The sequence below is a fragment of the Corynebacterium kroppenstedtii DSM 44385 genome (genome assembly GCF_000023145.1).
Classification (GTDB): domain Bacteria; phylum Actinomycetota; class Actinomycetes; order Mycobacteriales; family Mycobacteriaceae; genus Corynebacterium; species Corynebacterium kroppenstedtii.
Genome location: NC_012704.1, coordinates 1,539,801 through 1,553,949 on the forward strand (window position 1 = coordinate 1,539,801; position 14,149 = coordinate 1,553,949).

Sequence of the window (14,149 nt, forward strand, 5' to 3'; positions counted from 1 at the left end):
CACTGCCGAGTGCTGTTCCGGCTCGCTGTCGGTTTCGGTTAATTGAACCGTTTGTCAGAGCTGAGCGCTGGTGCCAGCTCATCGATATTCACCCCGAAAGTGGGTACCTCTGAGTTTTTTATTTCCGAAACGTTGGTATTGCGTTAATACACGTACCTTTCTAGGGAATTTCCATGCACTGCGAGAATACTTAATAAAGTTTCTCGACAATCATTTTCATTTCATTATCGGCTCATTTACCTGCGTCGATACGCGCTGACCCCCTCTGAGGAATGAAGTTTTAGTCCTAAACTGATGATGACGACTTTAACCCTGAGGAGGGCTTGTGCGTATCGCACTATTTTCCACGTGTATCGGGGATGCCCTATTTCCTGACGCTTCCAAGGCGACGGCAGTGATCTTGTCCCGGCTTGGCCACGAAGTAGTATTCCCCGAAGGCCAGACGTGCTGCGGACAGATGCACGTCAACACTGGCTATCAAAGAGAAATCATCCCCCAGATCCGCGACTATGTTGACGCGTTCTCGGATCCTTCCATTGACTACGTCATCGCACCATCGGGCTCATGCACGGGCGCAGTCCGCCACCAGCACCAAATGGTTGCGGAACGCTATGGCGATAAAGCGCTCGTCGACGGTGTGAAGAAGACGGCACCGAAGACCTTGGATCTCTCGGAGTTCCTCGTTGATATCGAGGGGAAAACAAATATTGGTGCTTATTTCCCCCACCGCGTGACGTACCACTCAACCTGCCACTCGCTGCGCATGGTGAAGGTGGGCGACCGCCCCTATCAGCTGCTCAAACAGGTCAAGAGCCTGGATCTTGTCCGCCTGCCCGGCGCAGAGGAATGCTGCGGATTCGGCGGAACATTCTCAGTCAAGAACGCGGATACGTCGGCCGCCATGGTGGGCGACAAAGCTCGCAATGTTGTCTCGACCGGTGCGGAATTCGTCACCGCCGGCGACCCGAGCTGCCTCATGAATATCGGCGGTAGCTTATCCCGCCAGCGCTCCGGGGTCCGCGCCCTGCACATTGCGGAAATCCTCGCATCGACTGAAGAACACCCCTGGACGCCGGAAGGCGCGTTCTATTCCAAGGAGGCAATGCTGTGACCATCAGTCTTGGTATGCCGACGATGCCACCCACCGCCCCTGACGGCGTCGGCAATCTTCGTGGTACGGAGAGATTCCAGCAAGCTGCCCGCCATGATTTAAAGAATTCGGTCCAGCGCCACAACTTGCGGATGGCGACGCACACGATTCGCGATAAGCGCGCCCGTGTCGTCGGTGAAATCGACGATTGGCAGCAGCTTCGCGACGCCGGTTCGGCCATTAAGCGCGACGTGATGGCTCGGATGCCTGAGCTTCTGGAGCAGTTTGAGGAAGCCGTTACCGCCCGTGGTGGTCATGTGCACTGGGCCCGCGACGCTAAAGAGGCCAATGAGATCATCACCGGTCTTGTGAAGGAGACGGGTGAGAAGAAGGTCGTCAAGATTAAGTCGATGGCAACGATGGAGATCGGCCTCAACGATGCTCTCAAAGAAGCTGGAATTGAGGCGCGTGAAACGGACCTGGCGGAGCTGATTGTCCAGCTTGGTCATGACCGTCCGTCGCACATCGTGGTTCCTGCGATTCACCGCAACCGCGCTGAGATCCGGGACATCTTCATCAAGGAGATGCCCAACACGGATGAGAGTTTGACGGATAATCCTGCAGACTTGGCCGAGGCATCGCGACTCTTCCTGCGCAAGCAGTTTATGGATGCGAAGGTCGCCATTTCTGGCGCTAACTTCGGTATCGCAGAGACGGGCACGCTGTCCATCGTCGAGTCTGAAGGCAATGGCCGCATGTGCCTGACCTTGCCTGAGACGTTGATCTCCGTGATGGGGATTGAAAAGCTCTTGCCGACATTCAAGGACCTCGAGGTGTTCTTGCAGCTGCTTCCTCGGTCCTCCACTGGCGAGCGCATGAACCCCTACACCAGCCTGTGGTCGGGAACGACTGAAGGCGACGGGCCGAAGAACTTCCACATTGTGCTCATTGACAATGGACGCACACATGCGCTGGCGAATGCCATCGGCCGTGAAGCGTTGAAGTGCATTCGCTGCTCCGCGTGCTTGAACGTGTGTCCGGTGTACGAACGGGCTGGTGGCCACGCCTACGGGTCAACCTACCCAGGTCCCATTGGCGCCATTTTGACACCACAGCTGGCCGGTATGGAATCAGCCGAGGATCCCAATGCCTCACTCCCCTATGCCTCGTCATTGTGTGGCGCCTGCTTCGAGGTCTGCCCGGTCGAGATCGACATCCCGTCCGCGTTGCTGGAGCTTCGCCACCAGAAGATTGAGCACCACCGGCCGAAGTTCGAGGGCATGATCATGAGCAGCATGGGGCTTGTCTTCGGGAACAAACAGATTTGGAACTTCTCCGCCCGAGCCGCTGTGTTGGGACGCGCTCTCGGGTGGCCGAAGGGGAAGATCACAAGCCTGCCCGGCTTCCTCTCTGGGTGGTCGAATGTGCGGGATACGGCAATCCCGCCAAAGAAATCATTCCGTGCGTGGTTCGCCTCCGAGGAAGGCAAGAGGACTCTGGCCGCTGCTCGGAAGGAAGGCATCCCGGATAACAGTTTCCGCCATGCTGATCACAACACTGGCGACGCCGCCGAAGTGAAGGTGAGCGAACCTGGCGAGCGGAAGACGTCATCGAAGCCTCTCGAGCATGTGCTGGACGATGCTACTTCTAACTCACAGGAACACGACGACAGCAGCGCTAAGAATTCGTCGAAGGAGGGGAAGTAGTCATGGGATTCCGGTCTACGTCCGCTAAAGAAGAAATCCTCGGGCGAATCCGCAACGCAAACAAACTGGCCGGTGTGCCGTCGGAACCCTATCCCATTCCCCGGGACTACAGGACCAACCGCACGCGGTCCACCGACGAACTGGTCGATCTCCTCGAAGATCGATTGGTGGATTATAAGGCCGACGTTCACATCGTGAAAGAGGCTGACCTGCCGTCCACGGTGGCTGACCTTTGCGGCAAACATGGCTTCTCCAAGCTCGGAGTAGCCGAGGGCATCGACGAATCGATTTATTCCTCAGTCTCAGCTGACGTTGAGAAGGACGATCGCTCCACGGATCCTCATAAGTTGGGGCGCTTTGATGCGATTATCACGGAGTCTCACGTCAGTTCCGCGCAGACGGGCACGATCTACCTGGATGGGTCAGCGACGAATGGGCGACGTGCACTGACGCTGGTCCCCGACTGCCACTTGTGCATCGTGCGTGAGGAGTCGATTGTCTACGGTGTTCCTGAGGCAATTGATCGCCTCAACCCGGAGATGCCGATTACTCTTGTCTCTGGCCCGTCGGCGACCTCTGATATTGAGTTGAGTCGTGTAGAAGGGGTTCACGGACCACGAACTCTGATCGTGTTGATTGTTCGGAAGTGACTGGTAGATGGGGCATTCTCGCGTGATTGCCGACGCGAGTTACCCCGCGTGTTCGTACTTTCACGGCGGAGTGCTAAGGTAGTTTCGTCGTGCGGTGAACACCCCGTTATCCGTTGAATTAGTGTCAAAGGATCGTGGTGTTTTGCCGGTGATGCCTCCGTAGCTCAGGGGATAGAGCGTTGGTTTCCGGTACCAAAGGTCGCAGGTTCGAATCCTGTCGGGGGCACAGTAAAACCCCGCTTTGATCAGTACAGATACTTGGTCAAAGCGGGGTTTAGCCTTTATCTAACTAGCTTGTTGTCTAACTAGCTTGCTTAATCGTCTCTACCTCAATATCCACGTCATCTTCTTTTATTCCTGCAAGATAAGCGATCGCTTCCCGCATTTCATCCGCGGCATCATCGAGGTTTTCCACCTGAGACACGGCACCCACTTCGGGGCACACGAGGACCCAGACATCACTACTCGTTCCTGGTTCGGTTGTGACAGTAAAAGTAGACATTATTAACCCACCATCCTTCTTTTCTTCGGTCAAAGCCGGTATATCGCTTTCTATTGTATTGCTTTAAACCCGATGAGAATGAAGGTTTTTGGGGTACATGCCACGGAGGACGCCGTCGGGCGGGTTAAATCAATAGTTCCCCTAAAACAAAGCCTGAAGCAACAGCCGTCGCAATAGCCACCGTGCCGGGAATGAGGAACGGGTGGTTAAACACGTATTTTCCTATCCGCGTTGTTCCTGTATCGTCCATTTCCACGGCCGCGAGAAGCGTCGGATATGTCGGCAGAATAAACAAGGAACTTACTGCTGCAAACGATGCCACGGCTATAACGGGGCTTACCCCCACCGCCAACGCCGCTGGCATGAGAGCCTTTGTCGTAGCCGCCTGGGAGTACAACAAGGCCGCAGCAAGGAACAACACCACAGCGAGCATCCACGGATAGTCCTTCAACACGTTCCCGGCTAGATCTTTAATCTGACCCAGGTGCGCATCGATAATGGTTGTTCCCAGCCAAGCAACGCCCATGACGCATATGCACGCGGACATGCCCGACTTAAACACCTGGGTCGTCAAGATTTCAGCAGCCGGTAGCTTGCACACGAGCGTGATGATCGTGGCTGTAGCCAACATCAATGAAATGATGGCTTCATTCCTGGGCAATCTCGGATGCGAAATTAACCCCACTTGGTCGGAAATCAAGGTCGCATAGACCATCACCGCAATAATTGCGACAAGGAAAATCCACACCGAAAGTTTGGAATTCTTTGTGGGGACATAAGCTTTCTGACCCTGGGTCCGCTTCACCAGACCTTTAGCTAGCCGATCTTGATAAATCGGGTCATCGCTTAACTCTTTACCCAGGTGATTAGTAATGAACGCTGCAGGAAAAATAGCCAAGAAAGTGGACGGAATAACCACAGCGAGAAGCGTCAGATAGCTCACCCCATGCGGCTCCATTAACGACGCCATCAAAACGACCGCAGCCGAAATCGGCGACGCGGTAATCGCAATCTGAGATGCGACAACGGAAATGGATAACGGCCTGGACGGGCGGACACCGCCCTCTTTCGCTACTTCGGCAATCACCGGAAGCGTCGAAAACGCGGTATGCCCTGTACCAGCCAATAACGTCATTAAATACGTGACAATCGGGGCAAGGAATGTGACTCGTTTGGGATTCTTCCGCAAGAAACGTTCAGCAACGTGAACCAGGTAGTCCATTCCTCCGGCCAATTGCATTGCGGCAATGGCCGAGATGACGGACATAATAATGCTGATGACGTCGAACGGGATCTGTTCATGGGACACCGGAACTCCGGTCAGTCCGAGGACAAGTACCCCCAGACCACCGGCGAAGCCGATTGCTATTGAACCTAACCGGGCCCCCAGGACAATAGCTGCCAAGACGATCAATATCTGCAGTGCAAGCAAAAAACGAGACTTTCTACTCACGCGTAAACAGGTGAATCAACGGGCGCGACCGCGTCATCATCGCCAACGTTTACAACGGGCCGTAGCCCGGAACGCTTGTGATCCATCCACACACTAGTACCCCCGGATTAACATCCCCAACACCCCAGGAAGAAGCCACAATTACACTGACATTCGCTCTCGTCAGAGGTTCAGACGCGTGCCGACGCGTACCAGAAACGCGCTATTCGTCGTCGATAATCTCTTTATCGACGACGAATAGGCGCTCAATCTAATAACTGAATATGAGTTCTAACGGGCGCTCACCTGGCCAAATCGACTTGCGATCGGAGCCAAAACGAGCGGTCGTGCCGCCATCACGGCCGCGACTGCGACGGCAAGGCCACCGATGAACCAGAGGAACCCACCCCAGTTCGCTGAGTCATTACCAGCGAACATGTGATTCAGGTTCTCGCGGAAGCCCGTCGTGAAGACGAGGAAGACATGAACGAAAACGAAGAACACGAAGAAGATCATCGTCGGGTAGTGAATATGACGAGCGACCGGGGCCGGATACAGCTTGTTCAGGGTTTTCGCCTTCTTCGGCCACCATTCACTCATGCGCACGCCCGAGATCGCAGCTAGCGGGGCGGCGACGAAGATCACCAGGAAGTACATGATCTGCTGCAAACTATTGAAGTTCTCCCAACCATGTTCCGCCGGCCAATCGAACGCCGCATACTGTAGGGCTGCGGACAGGGCGTTCGGGAAAACTTTCCAGCTGGTCGGCACGAGGCGCGTCCAGTGACCTGTGGAGAACAGGAGCACAACGAAGACCACACCGTTGACCAGCCACAACACATCAAGTGAGGTGTGCAGCCACAAGAAAATGCTGATTTTCTTACCGCCACGTTTCGATTGCCACACGGCGGGAGGCTTTTGCTGATGACGCACTTGCAAACCAGTCCGGATAATCAGCAGCATGAAGAAGAAGTTGAGGTAATGCTGCCATCGAGCCCACAACGGGAAACCGGGATCCGGCTTCGGTGACGGGTCATATTCGCCGGGATACTTGTCCACCCATCGAGAGACGGCATCTAGGCTCATCAGCCATCGGGCGCCAACAACCACGATGACGCCGAGGACAATAAGTCCAGCGGCAATGAGGCCTGCGATCTTGCCCCACTGCATCAGACTCTTTTCACCGATCATGATCGGTTCGCGCTGCTTCTTCGAGTCCTTCTTCCCGGACTTCTTGGCAGCGTCTTTGCCGGTCTTGCCTTTTCCGGCTTTGCCAGCGCCCGATTTCTTATTGCCCGGTGCTTTCGGACCACCGGGTTTATTCGCAGCTGGGGCTTTTGCGCCCGGCTTGCCCGGCACGCCTGCACCTGGTTTTCCGGGTTTCCCTGGTGCGCCTGCACTCGGTTTACCTGGCTTCCCTGGCGCTCCCGGCTTTTTAGCACCAGGTTTACTGGGGGCACCGGGAGCGGCTGCTCCAGCCGCCGAGGGTGCCTTCGGAGCGCCTGGAGCGGACGGGGCTGATGGCGCTTTAGGCGCGCCTGGGGCCTTGGGAGCTCCCGCTGCTTTGGCGGATGCCGGAGCCTTCGGAGCACCCGGTGCAGATGGAGCAGACGGGGCTTTCGGTGCGCCCGGAGCTTTAGGCGCTCCACCCGCTTTAGCGGACGTCGGCGCTTTTGGCGCACCGGGGGCAGACGGCGCTTTTGGCGCACCGGGTGCCTTGGGGGCACCGCCTGCCTTAGCAGCCGACGGGGCCTTCGCCGCCTTAGGAGCCGACGGGGCCTTCGCCGCCTTAGGAGCCGAGGGTGCTCCCCCTTCCTTCACATCGCCAGATGCCGACGGAGCCTTCGGAGCGCCGGGAGCTTTCGGCGCGCCTGGTGCTGCCGGGGCGCCAGGAGCTTGCGACTTAGCGCTGAGCTTAGGTTTGTCGCCCGACCCGGCGTCGTCACCCTGAGTCGTTGCGCTATCAACCTCGCGCGGCTCCACCACGTCCTGCGTCGTGTCGTCGCTGTCAGACGCGGCTGGGGCACGTTTTTTCGAGGCCTCCGATGGGGATGGGCTCCCCGGTGGGGGTGGAGGAACTGGCGACATCGTAGATCTCTCCTCATCAATTCAAGCTCGTCATTAAGTCGCGGCAATCCTGGTCCCGGTGTCCGAGTGCGACGGCTGTACCCCACCGCCGGGTTGTCCACGCTGAGATAACCACCGATCAACGGTCAGCATCTTTCGTAGATAGCCCCGGCGAGCGGACTCACAGAACCGTCACGACTGATCGTCGCGATGAAAGAATATCAACAGCTTACTGTGAACAGTGTCACTAAAGGGTGAAAAGCCACAGATCTGAAAGTCGCAGCTCCCCCCCGGGGTGATGCTAAACAGCCATTACCCGTTGCTCTCCCCGACTATTACCCGTTTCTGAAAAAATACCCCGCCCAAGAAACGAGTAATCCCAGAGGACCTCTATTACTGTGGCTATAATCTCGATGAACGCACAGCGCAACAAATTAGCTGTCTCTATACTTGATACATAGCACTGCTTGATGTTCGGATACGACTGAATTCATTCGGTCAGCTACCGGAGTAAGCGTCGTCAATTGATTGAGATGAAAGGAGACAGCAATGGCAGATACCGTTATCGAGACCTACAACGAAGATGGTGAGTGGAAGAACCGCCCTCAGGGTAACGAGCGCGCGACCAGCACCCACAAGACCAAAGAGGAAGCTGTTGAATACGGCCGTAACCTCGCTAAAGAGCGCAAGGGTGACCACATCATCAAGAATCTGGACGGCACTATTTCTGAGCGTCATTCTTACTCGGAATAGTTCGGAGCAATAAAGAACGAGCCCACGAAGAGCACACAGCTTAATATCCCTCGCCACTTACTGTGGGGGAGCAGGGAAAGCGTAATAGCCGGTGCTCTTCTCATGGCTCCGTTAATCACACCACAATTCCCAGCAGTACCGCTCTCCCACTGCGCGAGCATCGAGTGACTCTGATGTATCCCAATACAACTGTTATCTCTCCTACTGACCCACTTCCATCCAGTCTTCGCACCGCCCGAGACCGAGCGCGCAGCGTAGAAGTATTCACGGGAGCGGGGATGAGTGCTGATAGCGGTTTAGACACTTTCCGTGATGCAGAGACTGGTTTATGGAGCCACGTGGACCCCCAAGCGATGGCCAGTATTGATTCGTGGCGGGAGGATCCCGATCCCATGTGGGCCTGGTATCAATGGCGGGAACACTGTGCGCGTGAAGCACAGCCGCATGCCGGACATAAAGCGTTGGCCCGGTGGGGTGCGCGCGATGGGGTGTCGATGCACACCACGACTCAAAATATCGATGACCTGCACGAACGCGCGGGAGCGCAGAATGTGGCGCACCTCCACGGCCGCTTGAACGAATATCGGTGCAGTGTGTGCAGAAAGCCCGCGCCTGGTGAAGAACCCCCTGCTCATCCCGTTGAACGCCTCGCTCCCCCTCGCTGCGCGGAGTGCGGAGGAACAGTCCGCCCTAGCGTCGTGTGGTTTGGCGAGGCCCTGCCGGCCAAGGATTGGTCAGAGGCAGAAGCAGCCATGAACGACGCCGACCTGGTGGTCATCATCGGAACGTCCGGCGTCGTTTATCCGGCAGCATCATTGCCGACGCTTGCCGCGCGCCGTGGCACCCCCATCGTGGAGGTCAGCCCGGCCGAGACTGACCTCACCCGGTTAGCTACGTGGTCGATCCGGGCGAACGCCGCCGAGGGTTTGCCCTGGCTCGTCGACCAATAGTCTTCTTCTACTCCTCAAATTCCCCGCAGGGATCGTGGACATTCCCCACAAGATCTTTGACTGAGTCAATCACGCGACTCGGCCGGTAGGGGAAGTCCTCAATCATGTCGTCGTCGGTAATACCGGACCGGACGAGGATTGTTTTCATACCGGCTTCCATTCCGGCCTTGATGTCAGTATCCATGCGATCGCCCACCATAATGGTGTTCTCGGAGTGGACACCGATACGGCGAAGGGCCGACCTCATCATCATCGGATTCGGCTTACCGACATAATAGGGCTCTTTCAACGATGCCGTCTGAATCAGAGACGCAACAGCACCGGTAGCGGGCAGCACCCCTTCCGGCGATGGCCCCGTGATATCAGGGTTAGTACAAATAAACTTTGCACCTCGGCGGATGAGCCGAATCGCTGTCGTAATGGCCTCGAAGGAATACGTGCGGGTTTCCCCAAGCACAACGTATTCGGGATCCGAGTCAGTCAGAATCCACCCTATTTCGTGAAGCGCAGTGGTTAATCCGGATTCACCGACGACGTACGCTGTCGACACTTCTTTCTGGCTAGCGAGAAAAGCGGCCGTGGCTTTGGCCGATGTCCAGATACGCTCGGCGGGAATGTCAATCCCCGTTCGCTCTAAACGAGCCGACAGATCGCGCGGGGTATAGATCGAATTGTTGGTGAGCACCATATATTCGACGTCATTTTCGCGGAGCTCATTGAGGAACTCATCCGCGCCGGGAATGATCTCGCCTTCTTTAACCAACACACCATCCATATCTGTGAGGAAAGAGATGGGGTCGTCGCGTTGGGGCGGAGTATTAAGGACATCGGTGACGGGCACGCGTGGCTTTTCGCCTTGATCGACGCTACTGGAGGTAACGCTTTCTGCTTCTCGCGCATTTTCCGTTTTTTTCTTGTCGTCTGACATGTTGTCTATTCTCGTCCTTTCAGCTATTGATCCACAATGTAGAACGTGGTGGGGTCGCGCCAGCAGTGGTCAGTTCCGGTGATTACTTAGTTCCGGTCATTTCAATCGTTTTCGCTGCTTGGACAGATTTATACCTTTCAGGAACACATGTCATGACGATGATCTGGTGTTTCTTTCCTGATTCCGTCAGGAGTTCATTCATTTTCGTGGCCCGCTCGGTATCCGCATAGCCGAGGGCATCGTCGAGGAAGACAGGCACACTTTGGTCTCCGACAAGCTCCGCGACTGCTAGGCGCTGGATAATCTGGAGTTGCTCGGCTGCACCACCGGAGAGCTCGGCAAGATTAACTGCTCGACCGTTGAGAACACGCTTCGAGATTGTCGACGCGCTAGCGGCTTGTTTGCTCCTGTTTTTCCTGCCTGTTGATCCGCCGTGAGCGGCATCGTCCTCTGAGGTAAATGACACGTCCGGACCGAAAACGTGGCCAGCCTTCTCGGTAAGAAGGTTGATATATGGCTCGAGGTACTCTTTCTTCGCATCCTCGTAGTGCTTTTCCACCAGCTCGTACAAGCGGCGAATAGCGTTGGCTCGCATCGTGACAGCCTTGAGAGTGTTTTCTTTTTGCTTGAGGATCGTCTTTTTCTCCTGAAGATCTGCATCAGGCGACCCAGATCCTTCAATCTGTCCTCGAAGATGATTCTGCTGTGCCTTCGAGTTTTCGATTGCGTGCAGAAGATCTCTTTCTCGGCGTTTGGCGTCCTCGAGTTTCTTAGTGTTCTGCTCAGGGTCAAGCGCCTTGAGATCGTGGACGGCTTTGTCATATGCGCCGCGTCGGTAGTCCCACTGTTCTTCCGCTTCATGGAAGCTATTCGCCAGAGCCTCGTCGGACAGAGCCTCCTGCGCTTCGGTTAACTTTTCTAAAGCTCTGTCGCGTTCCTTGTTCGCTGAATCGCGATTGGCTTTCTCACGCGATAGCTGGGCGGACACATCTTCTTGACGAAGTTTCTCCAGGTCGACGCGTGCCACATCACAAACGTGCTCAGCACGGTCCCTTTCCGCCCTAGCTAAATGAATGTCCTCACTCGACGGCGCACTGTCAACTTTTAACACCTCATGAGCTCGCCCTGTGGACGTAAGGTCACCATCTGAATCATGGTCAGAAGCACTCTGTTCCTCCCGATCGAGGAGTTCTTGATACTGCTCTTTACAGTCGTCGGCAGAACGACTCAGCTCTTGTAGCTTCGCCTCGATGGCTTCACGTGGTTGGTTTCCCCAGGCTATTTCTTGATCACGCTGTGCGACATCACGTTCATTGCGAGCCTGGGTATAGGCATTATGACGTTGTTCGGCGTCATCAAAGGATTCCAACCCATGCTTTTTTAACAAGCCTTTGAAGACCTCGTGAGCGGAATCGACATCTTTCCTTCGATCACTCATTTCAGCAGAGGGTCGGATTTCCAGTGTGTATTCCCCTAGTTCAATGCGCTGGGGTCTATCCATAGGGTATTCCCCTACAGCGTCGTCCCCGTCGGGCCCCTCGATATGGATAGTTCCTACCGCAAGACCTAGAGCCTCTTCTCGGCTACGCCACACTTCTTGACTCTTTTTCAAATCATCAAATGCGTCATCGTCGATAATGGATGAGCCGTTATTGAGTTTGCTCTCAGCTTCGTGACGACGCTTGTTAGCAGCATCTCCTGACAGTAGCTTGGTCCGAACCTGTTCGGCCTCCTGCGTGGACGCGGCCCAATCTCTGTGAATTTTGAGCTTGTCCAACTCTAAATCCGCACACGTTTTAACCCGCTGCGCATCGTCATACGTATCTTGAGCAGCTTTGAGTCGCCCCTCATAGGATTCAGCTTGTTTTGCTACCTGGTTATATCTTTCTTCTGCCTTCGCTGCCTGCTGTTTCCGTTCGGCATAGTCGTCGCGAAGCTGCGTCCGGCTTTGTTTTAACTCTTGCTGATGTTGAAGGGCAGATTCAGCGTCTTTCCGATCTTGTTCCGCTTGCTTCAGTTTCGCTTGAGCCTCATCGATTTTCTTTTTTTCATTTTGCGCACTATCCAGTAACGCACCCACGTCGATTAGTGTTTTTTTATTGTCGTCGAGTTTGTGGGTGATTCTCTCCAACTCTGCTCGCAAATTCGCTAATTTTTCTGCAGCATCTTTAGCATCTTTCTCATCATCCTTTGCTTCTTCATACCCACTGATAGCGTCTTTATGCACACCTGCTCGCGGTTTGCCCACTGCTGTGAAGTATTTGTCAAACTCACTCTTAATGCCTCCTCGCAAACCAATCGCGTCGCTATCGTCAGTACCATCAGATTCGGAGAGACTATTTTCGAGTGCAGCATATTTTCCGACGTCGAGGAAATCCCATGTCCCACTGGCCTGACTGACCGTCAAGGCGTCAAAAGGCAATGATTGGTCGCTCGAGGAAAACACCTTCTCAACCCATTTCTCTGCGTCTTTTCCGGTCTTGGTTGTTCGCCGCGGACTAAGAATCGTAAGTTCTGCTTGAGAGTTTTTCAGCCACCTCTTGTACATCGAGAAGTGCTGTCCATCAACAGTCATCTCCACGGTAACTTCGGGGGCAACATCCTTGTCCACGGGTTTGGCAGCTTTAACTTCCGCTTTTGAGCTTGAATACGAGGCAGATTTCCACATCGTCAGTGCTTTAACAACACTAGATTTCCCCACCTCATTCGGCCCAGAGATCACTGTTACACCAGCGTCCGGGAATTCTAAGGTAACGTGGTCGATAGTACGGAAGTTACTAATATCAATTTTGTGGATTTGCATGACCATTACTCGCTTTCCTGATACTTCTGATTAAGTTGGTAAAGAATTCTTAGCGCTTCCCTATCGGTATCATCTTCAGGATCAAGATCGTCGAGAACTTTCCGAAAATACCCGTGTAAATTAAAAGCATCCGCATCGAGGGAATCCGGCACAATGCTGAGTTTGGTTTTACCCTCATGGTCGTAAAAAGCCGCGAACTTAGAAGCTAAGCGTTGTCTGTACTCCTCTATCCGGCTATCTTGTTCAAGGCTGATTCTTCCGGAGAGTGTGCTTCGTACGACGGTCGTTGAGGCGTCACGCATGTTATTGAGATCAGAAAACCATTGTTCTATATCCGCGTCAGTGGTCACTTCGCGCACATCGGAATGGAAGGACCACTCGGCCACATGGACAGGATCAACGGTCAACGTCGTTGTTCCATCGGCAACATCAATATCAACAACTAAGCAGTATCCGGAGTCTCGTTCACGATCGTCCAAATCAGTTGGCTCAGGAGATCCGGAGAACCACATACCTCCATGGTCATCGAGTTCTTCTACGGAGTGGGTATCTCCCATGGCGATGTAGTCGACCTTATGAGTACTTAATGCATGATCAACGTTGTCCAGGTCGACCGCGTGATCTGCGTAAGCCGTAGACTCATACCAATCCCGTCGGGGCTGACCGTGTCCTACCAGGACCCGGGCCCCGGAAGACGGTTCAAGGTTGCGTAAGGCAGCCGAGACCGTATCTTCAGTTGGTTTATTGCTGGTCAGCGGTGCTCCTACAACTTCAATACCGCCAAGGTGGTGGATGGAATTGTCGGAAATAATGATTCCACCCGCCTCTTGTATGCGGGTAGCAAATGGCGAGTTCCACACGCTCCCGATCTGGTAGGGGTCATGGTTACCAGGTAAGAACACGATGGGGATCGGAGTGAAGCGTTCAATCGCCTCAATGAAGCGGTTCTGTATCCGCTCCCCTACCTGCGGCGAGTCAAAGACGTCGCCGGCGACAACGACAGCATCACACTGTCGGTCATGAGCTATGTCTGCCATCCGTTTAATGACCGTGAACCGAGCTTGTGTGTAGAGCGCTTGGGAATCAAGGCCACCGTCGTCATTGGCCGTGTTTTTGTCTTTTTTCAGGAACCACCGTTCCATTCCGAGCTGCCAGTCTGAGGTGTGGAGAATGCGAGCATGACCGCGCGCTGAGGAATGCCCATGGTTAATCGTGCGTGTTACTTTCTCGGGGTGAGAGTGTGAGGAAGCCATAATTATCCTTCGTCA

The 14,149-nt window shown here is 54.7% G+C and carries 11 protein-coding genes and 1 tRNA gene; 6 read left to right on the top strand and 6 right to left on the bottom strand.

Features of this window, described 5'->3' with window-relative positions; all coding sequences use genetic code 11:
- The first annotated feature begins 325 nt into the window (after window positions 1–325).
- The 4 genes from CKROP_RS06400 to CKROP_RS06415 all read left to right on the top strand — a co-directional run bounded on the left by CKROP_RS06400 (window position 326) and on the right by CKROP_RS06415 (window position 3,672).
- Window positions 326–1,111, top strand: a complete 786-nt coding sequence (locus CKROP_RS06400; RefSeq protein ID WP_012731925.1) for a (Fe-S)-binding protein — start codon at window positions 326–328, stop codon at window positions 1,109–1,111.
- Window positions 1,108–2,796 carry a LutB/LldF family L-lactate oxidation iron-sulfur protein gene (locus CKROP_RS06405; protein WP_012731926.1) on the top strand — a complete coding sequence of 563 codons (1,689 nt, stop codon included), beginning with the start codon at window positions 1,108–1,110 and terminating at the stop codon, window positions 2,794–2,796. Before CKROP_RS06400 ends, CKROP_RS06405 begins: the two co-directional genes overlap by 4 nt.
- Before the next feature lie 2 nt (window positions 2,797–2,798).
- Window positions 2,799–3,446, top strand: coding sequence for a LutC/YkgG family protein (locus tag CKROP_RS06410; RefSeq protein WP_012731927.1), 648 nt, complete (start codon window positions 2,799–2,801; stop codon window positions 3,444–3,446).
- Window positions 3,447–3,599: 153 nt separating this feature from the next.
- A tRNA-Arg gene (locus CKROP_RS06415) sits at window positions 3,600–3,672 on the top strand.
- Between the two features lie 75 nt (window positions 3,673–3,747).
- On the opposite strand, the gene CKROP_RS06420 is transcribed toward CKROP_RS06415, so the two are convergent.
- The 3 genes from CKROP_RS06420 to CKROP_RS11575 all read right to left on the bottom strand — a co-directional run bounded on the left by CKROP_RS06420 (window position 3,748) and on the right by CKROP_RS11575 (window position 7,468).
- On the bottom strand, window positions 3,748–3,948 hold the full coding sequence (locus tag CKROP_RS06420; protein WP_052292376.1) for a hypothetical protein: 201 nt from the start codon (window positions 3,946–3,948) through the stop codon (window positions 3,748–3,750).
- Between the two features lie 124 nt (window positions 3,949–4,072).
- Entirely contained in the window at window positions 4,073–5,380 is a 1,308-nt protein-coding gene (locus CKROP_RS06425) for an anaerobic C4-dicarboxylate transporter (protein WP_041628854.1), read from the bottom strand.
- 291 nt (window positions 5,381–5,671) lie between these two features.
- Window positions 5,672–7,468, bottom strand: coding sequence for a cytochrome b/b6 domain-containing protein (locus CKROP_RS11575; protein WP_012731930.1), 1,797 nt, complete (start codon window positions 7,466–7,468; stop codon window positions 5,672–5,674).
- A gap of 528 nt (window positions 7,469–7,996) precedes the next feature.
- On the opposite strand from CKROP_RS11575, the gene CKROP_RS06440 reads away from it, so the two are divergent.
- Together CKROP_RS06440 and CKROP_RS06445 are read left to right on the top strand one after the other, a co-directional pair.
- Window positions 7,997–8,200: a DUF2188 domain-containing protein gene (locus tag CKROP_RS06440; RefSeq protein WP_012731931.1), complete on the top strand. Its 204-nt coding sequence runs from the start codon at window positions 7,997–7,999 to the stop codon at window positions 8,198–8,200.
- A 173-nt stretch (window positions 8,201–8,373) separates the two neighbouring features.
- The gene (locus tag CKROP_RS06445; protein ID WP_041628855.1) at window positions 8,374–9,150 is read left to right on the top strand and encodes an NAD-dependent deacylase; all 777 of its coding nucleotides are present in this window, start codon (window positions 8,374–8,376) and stop codon (window positions 9,148–9,150) included.
- A gap of 7 nt (window positions 9,151–9,157) precedes the next feature.
- On the opposite strand, the gene CKROP_RS06450 is transcribed toward CKROP_RS06445, so the two are convergent.
- The 3 genes from CKROP_RS06450 to CKROP_RS06460 form a co-directional block, all read right to left on the bottom strand.
- Entirely contained in the window at window positions 9,158–9,925 is a 768-nt protein-coding gene (locus CKROP_RS06450) for an HAD-IIA family hydrolase (protein ID WP_041629424.1), read from the bottom strand.
- Between the two features lie 235 nt (window positions 9,926–10,160).
- A complete protein-coding gene (locus tag CKROP_RS06455) occupies window positions 10,161–12,881 on the bottom strand; it encodes an ATP-binding protein (protein WP_169302956.1) in 2,721 nt (906 codons plus the stop codon).
- A gap of 5 nt (window positions 12,882–12,886) precedes the next feature.
- Window positions 12,887–14,134 (bottom strand): metallophosphoesterase family protein, encoded by a 1,248-nt coding sequence (locus CKROP_RS06460; protein WP_012731935.1) that lies wholly within the window; start codon window positions 14,132–14,134, stop codon window positions 12,887–12,889.
- Window positions 14,135–14,149 lie beyond the last annotated feature (15 nt).

Bases quoted from the DNA above. Each gene is read 5' to 3' on its own strand.
- CKROP_RS11575 (WP_012731930.1), bottom strand. From the start codon at position 7,468: ATGTCGCCAGTTCCTCCACCCCCACCGGGGAGCCCATCCCCATCGGAG.
- CKROP_RS06460 (WP_012731935.1), bottom strand. From the start codon at position 14,134: ATGGCTTCCTCACACTCTCACCCCGAGAAAGTAACACGCACGATTAAC.
- CKROP_RS06445 (WP_041628855.1), top strand. From the start codon at position 8,374: ATGTATCCCAATACAACTGTTATCTCTCCTACTGACCCACTTCCATCC.
- CKROP_RS06440 (WP_012731931.1), top strand. From the start codon at position 7,997: ATGGCAGATACCGTTATCGAGACCTACAACGAAGATGGTGAGTGGAAG.
- CKROP_RS06410 (WP_012731927.1), top strand. From the start codon at position 2,799: ATGGGATTCCGGTCTACGTCCGCTAAAGAAGAAATCCTCGGGCGAATC.
- CKROP_RS06450 (WP_041629424.1), bottom strand. From the start codon at position 9,925: ATGGATGGTGTGTTGGTTAAAGAAGGCGAGATCATTCCCGGCGCGGAT.
- CKROP_RS06420 (WP_052292376.1), bottom strand. From the start codon at position 3,948: ATGTCTACTTTTACTGTCACAACCGAACCAGGAACGAGTAGTGATGTC.
- CKROP_RS06455 (WP_169302956.1), bottom strand. From the start codon at position 12,881: ATGCAAATCCACAAAATTGATATTAGTAACTTCCGTACTATCGACCAC.